11 protein-coding genes are annotated in these 14,495 nt (G+C 65.0%); all 11 read right to left on the minus strand.

Annotation, left to right across the window (positions count from 1 at the left end; all coding sequences use genetic code 11):
- Positions 1 to 486: 486 nt before the first annotated feature.
- Positions 487 to 1,761 carry an aminotransferase class III-fold pyridoxal phosphate-dependent enzyme gene (locus AX729_RS06170; RefSeq protein WP_061021140.1) on the minus strand — a complete coding sequence of 425 codons (1,275 nt, stop codon included), beginning with the start codon at positions 1,759 to 1,761 and terminating at the stop codon, positions 487 to 489.
- A gap of 30 nt (positions 1,762 to 1,791) precedes the next feature.
- On the minus strand, positions 1,792 to 3,216 hold the full coding sequence (locus tag AX729_RS06175; protein WP_061021201.1) for an amidase: 1,425 nt from the start codon (positions 3,214 to 3,216) through the stop codon (positions 1,792 to 1,794).
- A 74-nt stretch (positions 3,217 to 3,290) separates the two neighbouring features.
- Positions 3,291 to 4,877 (minus strand): ABC transporter substrate-binding protein, encoded by a 1,587-nt coding sequence (locus AX729_RS06180; RefSeq protein WP_061021141.1) that lies wholly within the window; start codon positions 4,875 to 4,877, stop codon positions 3,291 to 3,293.
- Positions 4,878 to 5,113: 236 nt separating this feature from the next.
- Positions 5,114 to 5,803, minus strand: coding sequence for a TetR/AcrR family transcriptional regulator (locus AX729_RS06185; RefSeq protein WP_197433539.1), 690 nt, complete (start codon positions 5,801 to 5,803; stop codon positions 5,114 to 5,116).
- A 298-nt stretch (positions 5,804 to 6,101) separates the two neighbouring features.
- A complete protein-coding gene (locus AX729_RS06190; RefSeq protein ID WP_061021146.1) occupies positions 6,102 to 6,626 on the minus strand; it encodes a flavin reductase family protein in 525 nt (174 codons plus the stop codon).
- A 115-nt stretch (positions 6,627 to 6,741) separates the two neighbouring features.
- On the minus strand, positions 6,742 to 7,962 hold the full coding sequence (locus AX729_RS06195; protein ID WP_197433540.1) for an acyl-CoA dehydrogenase family protein: 1,221 nt from the start codon (positions 7,960 to 7,962) through the stop codon (positions 6,742 to 6,744).
- A gap of 106 nt (positions 7,963 to 8,068) precedes the next feature.
- Complete coding sequence (locus AX729_RS06200) at positions 8,069 to 8,827, minus strand: ABC transporter ATP-binding protein (protein ID WP_061021149.1); 759 nt, start codon at positions 8,825 to 8,827, stop codon at positions 8,069 to 8,071.
- Entirely contained in the window at positions 8,824 to 10,575 is a 1,752-nt protein-coding gene (locus AX729_RS06205) for a branched-chain amino acid ABC transporter ATP-binding protein/permease (RefSeq protein ID WP_061021151.1), read from the minus strand. The genes AX729_RS06200 and AX729_RS06205 overlap by 4 nt, the downstream gene beginning before the upstream one ends.
- 2 nt (positions 10,576 to 10,577) lie before the next feature.
- Positions 10,578 to 11,633: a branched-chain amino acid ABC transporter permease gene (locus AX729_RS06210; RefSeq protein ID WP_245325074.1), complete on the minus strand. Its 1,056-nt coding sequence runs from the start codon at positions 11,631 to 11,633 to the stop codon at positions 10,578 to 10,580.
- Between the two features lie 33 nt (positions 11,634 to 11,666).
- Positions 11,667 to 12,806, minus strand: a complete 1,140-nt coding sequence (locus AX729_RS06215; RefSeq protein ID WP_061021154.1) for an ABC transporter substrate-binding protein — start codon at positions 12,804 to 12,806, stop codon at positions 11,667 to 11,669.
- The gene (locus tag AX729_RS06220) at positions 12,797 to 14,323 is read right to left on the minus strand and encodes an amidase (RefSeq protein ID WP_061021155.1); all 1,527 of its coding nucleotides are present in this window, start codon (positions 14,321 to 14,323) and stop codon (positions 12,797 to 12,799) included. The genes AX729_RS06215 and AX729_RS06220 overlap by 10 nt, the downstream gene beginning before the upstream one ends.
- Between the last annotated feature and the right edge of the window lie 172 nt (positions 14,324 to 14,495).

Raw genomic sequence — 14,495 nt, forward strand, 5'->3', positions numbered from 1 at the left:
CGGGCACCAATGCCACTCAGCCTCATCCTGAGGAGACCGCGAAGCGGTCGTCTCGAAGGACGAGGCGCGCGCTCAGGCCCCGCCAAGAACTCATATGCGATACCCCTGCGCTTGCGGGAGAGGGTTGGGGAGAGGGTGTATCCCCAATGGGACAACCCCTAAGAGGAGAAAGCCCTCTCCCGGCCTCTCCCGCAAGCGGGAGGTGAACGATCCGAGGCAATCGATTCGAGCTAAAGCCATTCGGCTTTAGAACTGATACCTCCGCAGCCCCCCATCCATCGGGATCACTGTGCCCGGGATGCAGCGCGCTACCGGTGATGCCAGGAACACGTGATGGCCGCCGGTCCAGATTGCTGCTCCTCGCCCGAAGCGGATTCAAGGGCAGTGCAAATCTCGCTGAACCTCACGGATGGTGGGCCGGGAGCCATCGCTTCAATCGGGCCGTTACACCCGACGTGACATCGGGCGGAACTCATCCCCCCGCCGTCACCGCCCGAGGCGTTGCAGCACGAGCTCGTTCGACTGGGCGGGCAGGGAGAACAGGCGCCGCTTCAGTTCGGCGAAGGCACGATCGGTGATGTCGAGCGTGTTGTCGATGTCGTCCGTCGTCAGGGCGGCGTTGAAGAACATGTTGTGATAGGGGTGAAGGTAGACCCCGGATCGAACTGCAAAGCTGGCCCAGAAGTAACCCTTCCGCATGTCCGGATCGTCATCGAACAGGATTTGTGGCATCTGCGACGGTCCGGTCTGGCGAACCGCAATGCCGTGTGCGGAGGCCTGCGCCGCGATCCCCGCCCGCAGGCGCGTGGAATTGGCGACGATCCGTTCGAGATAGTCGGTTGTCCGGATCTCCCGCAGGGTCGCGATCGCCGCCGCCATCGGCACGGCGGAGAACCAGAAGGATCCCGTGACGTAGATGCTGGACGCTGCGCTGCGCGCCTTCTCCGAGCCGAGAAGGGCCGAGATCGGATAGCCGTTGGCCAGCACCTTGCCCCATGCGCTGAGATCGGGCTGAACGCCGTGCACGGACCAGCTGCAGTCGCGCGAGAGGCGAAAGCCGGTGCGTACCTCGTCGAGGATCAGCAACGCATCCGCATCATCGCAGAGCTTCCTCAGTCCAAGCGCATATTCGGCCGAGGGCGCGTACTGGTCGTTGAACGTCTCATGACGGAATGGCGTCGCGAAAACGCCGGCGACGTCGCCATCGGCCTTGCGAAATGCTTCCGTCGCACTGTCCAGGTCGTTGTAGTTGAAATAGATGATGTGGGCCCGGTCCTCCGCCGTGATGCCCTTCATGTTGGGAGTATTCCAGGGGGCGGCGCCGTGATAGGTGCCCTTCGCGACGAGAATTTTGCGGCGATCCCGATAAGCCCGTGCCGTCACCATCGCCATCGAGGTCGCATCGCTTCCATTCTTGCAGAACATCGCCCAGGCTGCATGCCCGATCATCGATACGAGGTCTTCCGCAAGCACGACCATGGCCTCGGAGGGACCGGTCATGGTGTCTCCCATCGCGGCCTGAGCCCGTGCGGCTTCCTCGACACCGCGGTGCCGGTATCCGAGCAGATTGGGACCGAACGCACACATGTAGTCGACGTAACGGTTGTGATCGCAGTCCCAGAGATAGGCTCCCTCGGCTCGCGAGAAGAACTGCGGAAAGTCCTCTGAAAGAAGAGCGACCGATTCGTGACCATACATGCCCTTCGGGATCACTTGCCGTGCGCGTTCGCGCAGTTCGGAGTCCTTCGAATTTCTCATCATGGATTGTCCTGTCGGATTTGGGGCCGCGCGTCAGCTCGGCATCGCGATGTCGGGACGACGCTGTCTCCACGGCATTGCAGCCTCGAAGGCTGCGGCTGCCTGCAGGACGCCAAGATCGTCGAAGCGACGGCTGACGATCTGCAGGCCCACGGGCAGGCCGGCGCGGGTCATGCCGCAAGGCACGCTCGCCGCCGGATGGCTCGACATGTTGAAGGGGTAGAGGAATTCGGACCATGCGAGCCAATCCCAATCGTGCTCGGGCCAATGTTCCGGCCTGACGCGCTCGACCGGAAAGGCCTCAACCGAGGCGACCGGGGTGATCAGATAGTCCCAATCCTCGAGGAAGCTCGAAATGTCCGCGACGTACGCGTATTTGCGCTCGCGCATGTTCATGTACTCGGTCGCGGAATAGTTGGCGCCCTCGCGAATGCAGGCGACCAGGTCGCTGCCCATGCTGCCCTCCCATTCCGGCAGCAGTCCGGCCCGGCGCCCCCAGAGAGCCGCCCAGAAGAAGCGCCCGAGTTCCGGACCATGCGGCCCCCACGGCGGCGTCACGATCTCCACTTCGGCCTGAAGCTCTCCGGCAAAGACCTTGGCCGCCGATGCAACGATCCCTGCGATCTCGTCATCGACGCGGGCGTGACCGAGGTCGGGGCTGAAGGCGATGCGCTTGCCCTTCATCGAGGTCTTGAGCTTGGCGAGATAGGCATCGGGCGCCGCTTCGCAGCATGTGTGGTCGAGCCAATGCGGGCCGGCCATTGTCTCCAGCATCAGCGCGGCATCGGCAACGGTTCGCGTCATCGGGCCGATATAGGTGGCATAGTCGTTGTTGGAGACCGGCGCGTAGGGGACCCGGCCAAAGGTCGGCTTCAAGCCGAAGACGCCGCAGAAATGCGACGGCATTCGGATCGACCCGGCTCCATCGGAGCCGAGGTGGAGCGGTCCGTAGCCGGCCGCTGCACCTGCGCCTGCGCCTGCAGAGGAGGCGCCGGCATTGAAGCCGCGTTTCCATGGGTTGTGCGTCACGCCCGTCACCGGATTGCGGCTGATGCCGGACCAGCCGAATTCGGACATCGTGGTCTTGCCGAGGATGATCGCGCCGGCTTCGCGCAGGCGGGCGACGACGATATTATCCTCGCGCGCAACAGGGCCCTTCAGCGCATGCGTGCAGGTCGCCGTTTCGTAGCCGGCCACACCGAAGGCGTCCTTGATCGTGACGGGAATTCCTTCGAGAGGCCGCGCCTCTCCGCTGCGCAGGCGCCGCTCGGAGTCCCGTGCTGCAGCCAGCGCCTCGTCTCTCATCACCACGGAAAACGCGTTGATCGAAGGTTCAAGCGCCGCGATCCGGTCGAGAACGCCCGATACGGCTTCGACCGGAGAGAGCTCGCGGCGTTCAAAGCGCGCCTTCAGTTCCAGCGCGGTTGCGTACCCCAGTTCGGCGTGCAAGTCGTTCATGTTTTCGGCCATCCCACCGAGGCGTTGATTGCGTTGGTCGAGGTGTGATCGATGTGCTCTGACCTGCCTGAAGATCAGGCCTTCTTCACACCGTAGAACTGGGAGAAGCCCGAGGGAATGCCGCTGAGCTTTTGCGAGTATGCGGCCGGTTGCGCAAAGTAGCCGAGCGGCAGATATGGTGTGTCCTGCATGGCCTGCGCCTGGATTTCCCGAACCAGCCGCTGTCTTTCCTTGTCGTCCTGGGCCGACAGAAATGCGAGGCGCAGGGCCTCGATCTTTTCGCTGCTCGGCCAGCCAAAGGTGCCAGCCTTCCCAATGCCCCTGAGGTAGGAGTGAGCCGCGGGATTGATTGCGGACGCGCCGGGGACGTAATTGCACCATGCGCTCCAGCCGCCCTGGTCGAGCGGGCGCTGCGACGCAATGCGCTGCAACACGGTGCCCCAATCGGACACCTGGTAATCGACTTCAAGGCCGATCTTTTTGAACATGTCGGCGGCGACCAGGCTCATGGAATTGAGGGCGTGGAGGTCGGCCGGGACGACGAAGACGATACGCTCGCCCTTGTAGCCTGCCGCCTGCAGATCGCGCTTGGCCCTGGCGTAGTCCGGCGCCCCCGCGAAGGCGTCCATGCCCGCATCGTTCGCGAAGGGGGAGGCGGGCAGGAAGAAGCCGACATTGTCCTTCCAGAAAGCGCCATTGGTGCCCATGACGGCCGTCATGAATTCCGTCTGGCTGATGGCCGACAGGATGGCGCGACGGATCGCGGGATTGTCGAAGGGGGGAACGAGATGATTGAGCCTAATCATCGCGAGATAGCCGCCGGTGTCCTTGACCTCGACCTTGATGTTGCCTCGCTTGGCGAGCAGCGGCAACAAGTCTGGAGTCGGTTGCTCCCACCAGTCGACTTCGCCGACCTGAAGGGCGGCCGCGGCCGTCGCCGCATCCGGCAGAACGCGCCAGATCACGCGGTCGAGGTGGACGGTCTTGGGGCCGGCCATGAAGCTGGCGGTGCCTGATGGTCGCGGTACGTAGCCGTCAAACCGCTTGTAGACGACCTGGGATCCGACGATGCGTTCGTCCGGCACGAACTGGAACGGTCCGCTGCCGATCATCTCCTTGACCTGCTCCGTGCCCGGCGTGAGCGCGAGGCGCTCGGGCATGACGGGGCACACGCTTGACGGCTTGCCCAACGCATAGGCCAGCAAGGGAAAAGGCTTCTTCAGGTCGAAGACGATCGTATTGTCGGACGTTGCGGAGAGTTCGGCGGTTGCGCTGCGAAGATCTCCACCGAAGACGTCGCGGCTCCACCAGCGCTTGATGCTGGCCACGGCATCCCGCGCCAGGACCCGTTCTCCGTCGTGAAACTTCAATCCCTCTCGCAGCGTCAATGTCCAGCGCAGGCCGTCGCGGTCGATCTCGTGACCAGCGACCATCTGCGGCTGTGCTTCGAAACGTTCGTCGACGCCATAGAGCGTGTCGAACACCAGCAGTGCATGGTTGCGGGTCACAAGCCCGGTCGTCTGCACAGGATCGAGCAATGTGAGATCGGATTGCGGAACGAAGGTCAGGACCTTCTCGCCCGCCGCCGAGGCGAGGCGAGGCGCTGCAACCGTGGCCGTTGCCGCGGCGGTGGCGGCTTTCAAGAAGTCTCGGCGGTTCATGGCACTCCTTTCAGGAAACGGAGATCAGGCGCGGACCTCACCATGTGCGGCATGATAGTGATAAAAATTTCGATTATAAAGCGGAGTCTTTGGGCGTATCATCCAAGGAAAGATCCCTGCATTTTCACAATCATAGGGAAATATGAGCAAGAAATAGTCGCCGAGTCGCCCACAGCGGAAGCAGCGAGCGTCGGTATCCCAAGAAATAGTGAAATTTTATATGACTATAGGCAGGTTCAGGGGGCACGCCGTTCGACGACTTCCGGCAGGTAGCATCGCAAATATGCGATGGAGCATCTGATCGATTCCTCGAGATATTCCGGGGTGATGGATCGATGGAGGCTGTAGGACAGCGCCCAGATTCCATCCACGAGCGCGATCGACACCGCGACCCATTTCTCCAGATCCGGTACCTTGGGCATATCGAACGTCGCACGCAGATAGGCGGTACGCTGCTTTGCGAGATTGGCGTTGCCGCTGAGATCCGTGTTTCTCACCTCGACACTGACGCCTGCGCCCATGAAAAGCCGCAGCGCTGCAGGATTGCGGTTCAGATGCGCTGCGCCGGCCTTCTGGCTGTTGGCGATGTAGTGCTGCCAGGTCTGAGGACGAGGATGAACCGGTCCAGCGGCGCGTGCCGCGATCTCGGCGTGATAGCGTTGCGCCAGAGCTACGAAGGCGGCGCCTCGGTTCGGAAAGAAGTGATAGACTGAGGCGAGAGGCACATCCGCTCTCTCGGCGATCTGAGCGAGACTGATATCCTCGTCCAGCCGTTCGGCGAGCAGGTCTGCGGTGGCATCAAGCAGAAGCTGAAGCCGCTCGCGACCGCGCTTGCGCATCGGCGAACGACGTCCAGCACCCAATTCTCTGCCGTTCCCCAATTTGCTCGCCATCACGCACAGAGATTCAGACGAAGCGCGAAGCACTGCGCTCATCGACAGCCCGGCGTGTACCGGTCATGGTAGTTACCATCAACCCCTTGTCCAGATCAACCGGTGCTGCCGACGTGAAGCTGTCGCACCGCGTCGGTCGCTTCGTGACTCCGGCCGACATCGTGAAGGCGGCCGTCTCGTCGAGATTGTCGCAGACAGAGTGCGGACGGGGTCGTCATCTCTGCAGCCGAGATGATCTTGCGACACTTCGCGACTTGATCCTGATGGCCGGCCGCTCGCGTCCGGAAGACGCGATCGCCGACGAAGAAGGGTTTGTCTTGCGAGGCAAGCGTCAGGCGACAGGAAGCAATCCGCAGAACTGGCGATCGAAATGCACCAGCGGATCCTTTTGGTCCTCGAGCCGGGCGGCCTTCACCTCGCAGAACAGCACCGAATGCTGGCCGACCGCCTTCTCCTCCACGATCTGGCAGTCCAGCACCGCGAGGGCGCCCGTCAGTGCCGGCACGCCACTCGCCATCTCGACCCATTCGGCGCGCTCGAACCGCTCCGTGCCCTTGATGGTCGAAGACGAGAACAGCTCCGCGAGCTCGATCTGGTCGGAACCCAGCAGGTTCACGCTGACGCGCCGGGTCGAACGCATCGTCTCATAGGCTCCGGCGTCGCGGTTGACGCAGGCGATCAGCATGGGCGGATCGAGCGTCAGCGAGCACACGGCCGTCATGGTCAGGCCGTGACGCTCGCCGTCCCTCGCACTTGCCAGAATGCAGACGCCGCCTGCCAGACGGCGCATGCTCTGCTTGAATACCGCAGGAGAGATCGGCGTCTCCTTCGTCGTAACGGCTTGCTCTATCGCCATATCGCGCTGCCTCGATGTCGTTGGTGCAGGGTCGCATGCGTTGTGACGCCGGCCGGGCGAGCGGGACGAGCCCGTGCCGCTTGGTGCTCGGACCGGACGTCAGGTTCGCACAGCCTCAGGCGAGCGGTGCCGCGCGCGGGTTTTCACCGATGTCGCCCAGAAGCGCGATCTGTCCGCGCAGTCCGGACACGGTGTCGAAGTCGATCACCGCGTGATGGCAGGCCGTGTTGATGTCGCGATAGGCGCGATAGACGTCGCTGCCCTCGTAGACGCCATGCGCACCGGAGGCGGCGAACAGCCTGTCGATGGCGCGGCGGCTGAGCTCGACCACATAGGCCGCATCCCAGCGGAACTGGACGCGTTCGGCCGCGGGCATGGGACCCGCGTCGGCGGCGATCACCTGGTCGAAGCGTTCGCACATGTTGTCCAGCAGCCGTCGCGCGGCGGCCACTTCGGCGCTGGCTTCGGCCACCCGCTGCTGCATGTTGGCGTTCTGCGCCTTCGACACGCCGTGCGCGGTCGTGCGGACCGAGGTCCGCTCGATGAAATGCTTGAGGCCGCGCTCGGCCATGCCGAGCACCGAGCCCGACAGCATCGAGGACAGTCCGGCATAGACCGGCAGCCGATAGAGCGGGCTGTCGGTGTGCGGGCTCATCCCCATGAAGGTCGGGAAGGTCGGCATCGCCCGATGCTCGGGCACGAACACCTCCCGCGCAACGAGATCCTTGGAGCCGGTGCCGCGCATGCCGAGCGTGTGCCAGGTATCGTCGATCTCGATGTCCGCGGCGGGCACCATGACGTGATAATTGAGGTAGCCGTCGGCTTCCGGATTCTTGACCCTCGCGCCCAGGATGAACCAGGGCGAATGATCGCAGCCGCTGCCGAACTGCCAGCGCCCGCTGAGACGCCATCCGCCGCCGACGCGTTCGACCGTCCCCTGCGGCGCCAGCGCGCCGGCAAGCAGATTGTCGGCGTCGCCCTCATAGACCTCCTTCTGGCACTCCTCCGAGAACCGCCCGATGATGTAGTCGTGGGCGACGCAGACCATCAGCACCCAGCTCGCCGCCGAGCAGCTGTGCGCGAGCTCCGCGCAGGTCCAGATGTGCGCGCTCGGGGACAGTTCGAAGCCGCCGAACGCCTTGGGAGTCAGGGCCCGGGCCAGGCCGGATTGGCGCAGCGCCGCCGCTGCATCGTCGTCGAGCCGGCGCAGCCGCTCGCTGTTCGCCGCGGTGGCGTCGAGGCGCGGCAGGATCGCGCGCGCCGCGCTCTTGTAGTCGAATGCGGCCGTGGGCGATCCGGTCCAGTATTCACCCTTCGATACGTTGATGTGGTTCATCGTTTGCTCCTTGATGTCCGTGGTGACGGAATTTTGCGGGACGGGCGGCGGTGGCCCGCCGATGCGCGGCCGCACTCGGGATTGAGGGGATGGCCGCGCGGCGGCATCACGCGGTCGCTCCGGGCGGGAGCGGCGTCTTGCTTCCGCCGGTTCCGAGATAGGTGGCGACGACGTTCGCATCGGCTTGCAGTTCGGCGGCGGGCCCCTCCAGGACCACGCGGCCACCTTCGATCACGTAGCCGTAGTCGGCGATCTGCAGCGCCGCCCTGGCGTTCTGCTCGACGATGAGAAGCGAGACCCCGCGCTCGCGCAGCGACACGACGACGCGAAGGATTTCGCGCACGATGCGCGGCGCCAGACCGAGAGACGGCTCGTCCAGCATCAGCAAGGTGGGACGGGCCATCAGCGCCCGCCCGATCGCGAGCATCTGCCGCTCGCCGCCCGACAGCGTGCCGGCGCGTTGCGCCTTGCGCTCGCGCAGGCGAGGAAACAGGTCATAGACGCCTTCGATGTCGGCGTCGAAATTCCGCTCGCCCTTGCGGAAGCGGGCGTAGGTGCCGAGGATCAGATTGTCGAGCACCGACATTTCGGTGAAGAGCTCGCGGCTTTCCGGCACGAGGCACATGCCCAGCGCGACGCGATCCTCGACCGCCAGCCGGGCAATGTCGGCGCCCGCAAGCGACAGCCCGCCGGAGCAGGGAACGAGTCCCATGATCGCGTTCAACAGGCTGCTCTTGCCCGCGCCGTTCGGGCCGATGACGGTGACGATCTGCCCGCGCGCGACCCGCAGCGCGACGCCCGCGACAGCCTCGATCTTTCCATAGGCGACGTGAATGTCGCGTGCCTCCAGCAGCGTGTCCTTCATTCGATCCCTCCCAGATAGGCTTCGATCACCTTGGGATCGTTCTGGACCTCGCGCGGCGTTCCCGATGCGATCTGCTGGCCGTAGTCCAGCACGACGAGCCGGTCGACGAGGTTCATCACGAAGTCCATGTCGTGCTCGACGATCAGGACGGAGATGCCGTCGGCCCGCAACGCCCGCAGCACGTCGGCGAGGGCCTGCTTCTCCTGAAAGCGCAGGCCGGCCGCCGGTTCGTCCAGGAGGAGGATGAGCGGATCGGCAGCCATCGCGCGCGCAATTTCGAGCACCCTCTGCTTGCCGAGCGGCAGATTGCCGGCGTCGAGCGCGGCATCGGCAGCGAGGCCGGTCATGCCGAGCTGGTGCTGCGCCTCGCGCAGCAGCAGCTGCTCCTGGCCGCGATCGAGGCGGACCATCGAGGCCACGGCACCGGCGCCCGCCCGATGATGAGCGCCCACCGCAACGTTCTCGAGCACGCTCATGTCGGCCTGGAGAATGACATGCTGAAACGTTCGCGCGATGCCGCGTTCGGCCAGCCGGTGAGGAGGTAGTGTGTCGATGCGCTCGCCTCGGAACCAGATCTCTCCGCTGGTCGGCGCCAGCACGCCCGTGATCACGTTGAACAGCGTGCTCTTGCCGGCGCCGTTGGGACCGATCAGGCCGACAATCTCGCCGGGATGGACCTCGAAGCTCACGTCATTGACGGCGACGAGTCCACCGAACTGCTTCCTGGCTCGCTTCACCGAGAGAAGGGCATCGCCGGCCGCGACCCGCGGCCGCCGCGGCAGACGTTCGCCGCCCGGCAACACCCTGGCGCCGGCCCGGGCCGGCAGATAGCGCTTCACCAGGCTCATGACGCCGCCGCCCGAGCCCTGCAGCAGCACGACCATCAGCAGCCCGAACACGCTCAGCTCGAAATGGCTGGAGCCGCCGACCAGGACCGGCAGCGTCTCGCGCAGCCAGTTGCGCAGGAATTCGACGAGCGCAGGTCCGACCAGCGCGCCGGACAGATGAGACGAGCCGCCGACCACGACCATGAACATGTAGTCGATCGAGGCATTGGCGTTGAAGGGGCCCGGATTCACCACGCCGAGATAGTGCGCGATCAGCCAGCCAGAGATTCCTGCGAACATCGCGGCGATGACGAAGGCCTTGGTCTTCAGCTTCGAGATGTCGATGCCGAAGCTCCTCGCCATGGTGGCGTGCCGGACGACGCGCAGGGCCCGCCCGGTGCGGCTGTCGAGCAGATTGCCCGTCATCACCATGACGATGGCGACGATCGTCCACACCACCCAATAGACGGACCTCGTGTCGGCGAACGAAACCCCGAACAGGGTCAATGCGGGGATTCCGGAAAGGCCGTTATAGCCTCCCAGAAACTCGACATTGCCGAACAGGTAGTAGAGAGCGATGGCCCAGGCGAGGGTGCCGAGGACGAGGTAGTGGCCCGAGAGCCTGATCGTCAGCCAGCTCAAGCCGAGCGCCGAGGCTCCCGTCACCAGCAGAGCGGCCGGAAGCGTTTCCCAGGCCGACCATCCGAGCCTGGTGCTGAGCAGGGCGGCGGTATAGGCGCCGGTGCCGACGAAGGCGGCCTGTCCGAACGAGGCCAGTCCCTCCACGCCGGCCAGCAGCACCAGTCCGATGCAGACGATGGCGTTGAGGCCGACATAGTTCAGCGGCGTCAGATAGGACGTCGGAAAGGCGATCGGAGCGATGCCGAGCAGTGCGACCACTGCAAGCGAGAGCCAGCGCATGGTCACTCCGCGTCGTCAGGCAGGGCGTGCCGGCGCCGTTCGATCACGGAACGCCAGATCAGAATGGGGACCAGCAGCGAGAAGACGATCGCTTCCTTGTAGGCCGATGCGAAGAACGAGGCATAGCTCTCGAACAGGCCGAGGAAGATCGATCCGGCGATCGCCGCAGGAAAGCTCGCCAGCCCGCCCAGCACCGCGCCGATGAAGCCCCGCAGGCCGATCAGAAAGCCGCTGTCGTAATAGATGCCCGTGACCGGCGCGATCAGGATTCCCGACAGGCACCCGATCAGACCGGCGATGCCGAACGCAATCGTCCCCGCCGTTTCCGGCTTGACGCCGACGAGCCGGGCGCCCCTGCGGTTGAGCGCCACCGCGCGCATCGATTTTCCCCAGAACGTGCGTTCGAAGAACGCGAACAGGCTGCCTGTCAGCGTGAGCGCGACGCCGATCACCAGCAGCAGATGCCAGGAGATCCGCGTCACCCCGATGTCCAGCCGGCCGGGGATGAACGGCGGCGTACGCATTCCGTCCGGTCCAAAGAAAACGAGGCCGAGGCCCGTGAGCAGGTAGTGAACGGCCACGGCAACGAAGAGCAGGACGAGCACCGGCGAGCCGGCGAGGTCGAGAAAGGCGCTGCGATAGATCATCGGCGCCATCGGCACCGTGATCGCCAGGGTGAGAAGCACCTGAGCGAAGATCGGCAGGTCCATTGGTGCGAGCACGATGGCCGCGCCGACGACTACGGCCGGAAGCACGGCATAGGAGGCCGCCATCAGCCACCAATTGGTGCGGCGACCCGACCGCCACGCCCGCACCCCCTCCCGGGCGAGCGTGGCGCCGCCGAGAGCGGCGAGCAACCAGACCGTCGCCGGCACCTCGTGCCTTTGCAGCACGCCCATGGTGAGCGCGCCGAAGGTGACGAACTCTCCCGCGGGCACCCAGAGGATGCGGGTCACGAGAAACACCAGCAGGATCGACAGTGACAGCAGGGCGTAGATGATGCCCGTCGTCAGTCCGTCCTGCGCCAGGATCAGCGCCATCGTGCCGTTCATCGTCATGACCTGCGTTCTGTGGGTGCGTCTGTTCGCCGGTTACTTGTAGAGCGCGAACGCGCCGTTCTTGACGATCACGAGGACACGCGATCGAGCGTCCACGCCGTAGCGATCCTGATCGGTGAACTTGTAGACGGCGTGGGTGCCGACAACTTCGCGCCCCGAGGCCAGCGAGTCGCGCAGCGCGGCGCGGAATTCCGGCGTTCCCGGCTTCGCCTTCGCGGCGGCATCCGGCACGGCGGCGTTGAGGAGCAGCATGGCGTCCCACGCATATCCGGCAAACGGGCTCGGAGCGCCGGGGCCGTACTTCGCCGTATACTTCGCGTCGAAGTCGAGCGCGACCTTCTTGATCGGGTTGGAATCGGGCAGGCCCGCCGCCACGACGATCGGTCCGGTGGGCAGGATGGCGCCTTCGAGCTGCTTGCCGCCCGCGTTGAGGAACGGCTTCGAGACGGCCCCGTGGGTATGGTAGATCTGGCCCTTGAAGCCCTGGTCCTTCAACGTCAGATGCGGCAGCGTTGCAGGCGTCGCCGAGGCGCCGACGAAGACGGCATCGGGATTGGCATCGAGCAGCTTGAGAACCTGCGCGGTCACCGAGGTGTCGGTCCGGCTGTAGAGCTCCTTGGCGACGATCTGAAGTCCCGCCGCCGTCGCGAGCTGCTCGAAATTCTTCCAGTTGAGCTCGCCCCAGCCGTCATTGTAACCGATGAAGGCGACGCGCTTGAAGTTGCGCGACGTCATGTCGTCGACGATGGCGCCGACCATGATCTTCGCGGATTGCGGCAGATTGAACAGCCAGGCGCGCTGCTCGCTGGGAATGTCGACCGGCACCATGGCGATCTGCGGCGTTCCGCTTTGGGCTGCCGGCGTGAACATCGCCATGGTCGACGGAATGGTGTTCGAGCCGAGGATAATGTCGACCTTGTCCTCGTCGATGAACTTGCGCGCGTTCTTGACCGTGGTCGAGGTGTTGCCGCCGTCGTCGAGCACGATCCATTTGACCGGCACGCCGCCGATGTGATCCGGGAAGATCTCCGCCGCGAGCTTGAACGGCGCGCCGACGGCGGCCGTCGCCCCGGTGAAGTCGGCGGTGATGCCGACCTTCATCTCCTGCGAATTTGCCGGACCGGCGCATAAAGCGGCGCATGCAGCAGCGAGTGCCAGATGTCTCAAGAACATGCTTTTCTCCTCGATTGATCGTGATGTCGTTGCGTTGACGTGAATCCGGCGTGCTCAGGCCCGGCGGCGTCCTGAAGCGGATAGACCAATGGCGGGCAGAGCTCGTCCAGAAGCTCCGCGAAGCGCAGCGTCGTCAGGTCCTCCAGATACGGCCCGATGATCTGGATCCCGATCGGCAGGCCCCTGGCGAGCGAGATCGGACGAACGGTCGACGGCAGATAGCTGAGACCGGCGATGGCCATCCAGAACAGCGACTGGTTGTAATCCTGTCGCCGTCCATTGATCTCGATCGTCCGATCTTCACGCGGCGACGCGGTGTCGTGCGCAAAGGCCAGCGATGCATGAACGGGACAGAGAACGACGTCGTAGGTGCGGAAGAATCGCTGCCATGCCTCGCGGCAACGGCCGCGACGGCTGTTGAGCGACAGCCACGAATGATGCGTCATCCCGGCCGCTCGACGGACGGCGGCCCGATAGCTTCGGTCCCCGCTTTGCAGGCCGGCCGCCTGGTTCGACAACTGCCTCAGAGCCTCGACGGATGCGCGGCGCGAACCGACGGCCCGCATCATCATCATGTAGTCCTGCCAGCAGAGCTCCAGATCGATCGGCCATTCCGGCGCGAGGTCGACTTGTGCGCCCTGGCGCTGCAGATCGGTCGCGAGCCCCGTGATGGCGGCCCGTATCGTGGCGTCGACCGCGCAGGCGCGGTGATCGGGCAACACCGCCACCCGGAAATCGCGCAGCCGCCGGCTCCGCGATTCCGGCAGCGCGAGCTTCCATCCGATGGTTTCGAACCCGCTCGGACCTGCGATGCAGTCGAACAGGACGCGAAGGTCCGAAGCCGATCGCGCCATCGGTCCGATGACCGTCAGGTCCGTCTGCGTGGCGTCCGCATCCAGCGAATGACCGAGCTGGGACACAACGCCGTACGACGGCTTGTGACTGTGCACCCCGCAGAAATGGGCAGGCGTGCGCAGCGAACCCGCGAGGTCGCTGCCGAGCTCGGCACAGGTGAACCCGGCTGCCAGAGCGGCGGCCGACCCGCCGGACGAGCCGCCGCATGTCAGCGCGAGATCCCAGGGGTTGTTGGTCGTGCCGTAGAGCGGATTTGCGGTCTGACAGTCCGCCAGCCCTTCCGGCACATTGGTCTTGCCGAAAACGATGGCACCGGCGGCGGCAAGACGCGCTACGGCGTCGGCGTCATCCGTGGCGAGATGGTCGGCTCGCGACACCATGCCCCAAGTGGTCGGCAGCCCGGCGACGTCGAAGGATTCCTTGACCGTCAGCGGCAGGCCGTGGAGCGCACCGAGCTCGTCAGGCCGGGAACGCATGCGGGCGTCGTCGGCGGCTCTTGCGAGCGCGAGCGCATGGTCGAAGCGGCGGGCAACCACGGCATTGATCTCGCCGTCGAAGGCCTCGATCCGGGCGATGAAGTCCTGGAGCACCTCGACGCTAGAGATCTCTTTCGCAGCGAGTAGCGCGAGGAGGTCGCCGGCCGATTTGAACTGAATGCCCACGCGTGATCCCGTCTGGTTACCGTCGCGGCCGGCGCGGCGAGGCTAGCGGCCGGGGCGCTTCCAACCGGGGCGTACCGCGACGGGAGCGAACCGCTGGGGTGGAGACGCCAGCGATCCTTCGCTGCGGAATGTGCTCCTGTCCCATTGCGTCCCCGTTCAACGGCGCCATTGC

Source organism: Bradyrhizobium sp. CCH5-F6 (assembly GCF_001556045.1).
GTDB lineage: Bacteria > Pseudomonadota > Alphaproteobacteria > Rhizobiales > Xanthobacteraceae > Bradyrhizobium.

Coding starts and splice junctions, on each gene's coding strand:
- AX729_RS06170 (WP_061021140.1), bottom strand. CDS start 1,761: ATGATGAGAAATTCGAAGGACTCCGAACTGCGCGAACGCGCACGGCAA.
- AX729_RS06175 (WP_061021201.1), bottom strand. CDS start 3,216: ATGAACGACTTGCACGCCGAACTGGGGTACGCAACCGCGCTGGAACTG.
- AX729_RS06180 (WP_061021141.1), bottom strand. CDS start 4,877: ATGAACCGCCGAGACTTCTTGAAAGCCGCCACCGCCGCGGCAACGGCC.
- AX729_RS06190 (WP_061021146.1), bottom strand. CDS start 6,626: ATGGCGATAGAGCAAGCCGTTACGACGAAGGAGACGCCGATCTCTCCT.
- AX729_RS06195 (WP_197433540.1), bottom strand. CDS start 7,962: ATGAACCACATCAACGTATCGAAGGGTGAATACTGGACCGGATCGCCC.
- AX729_RS06200 (WP_061021149.1), bottom strand. CDS start 8,827: ATGAAGGACACGCTGCTGGAGGCACGCGACATTCACGTCGCCTATGGA.
- AX729_RS06205 (WP_061021151.1), bottom strand. CDS start 10,575: ATGCGCTGGCTCTCGCTTGCAGTGGTCGCACTGCTCGGCATCGCTCCG.
- AX729_RS06210 (WP_245325074.1), bottom strand. CDS start 11,633: ATGACGATGAACGGCACGATGGCGCTGATCCTGGCGCAGGACGGACTG.
- AX729_RS06215 (WP_061021154.1), bottom strand. CDS start 12,806: ATGTTCTTGAGACATCTGGCACTCGCTGCTGCATGCGCCGCTTTATGC.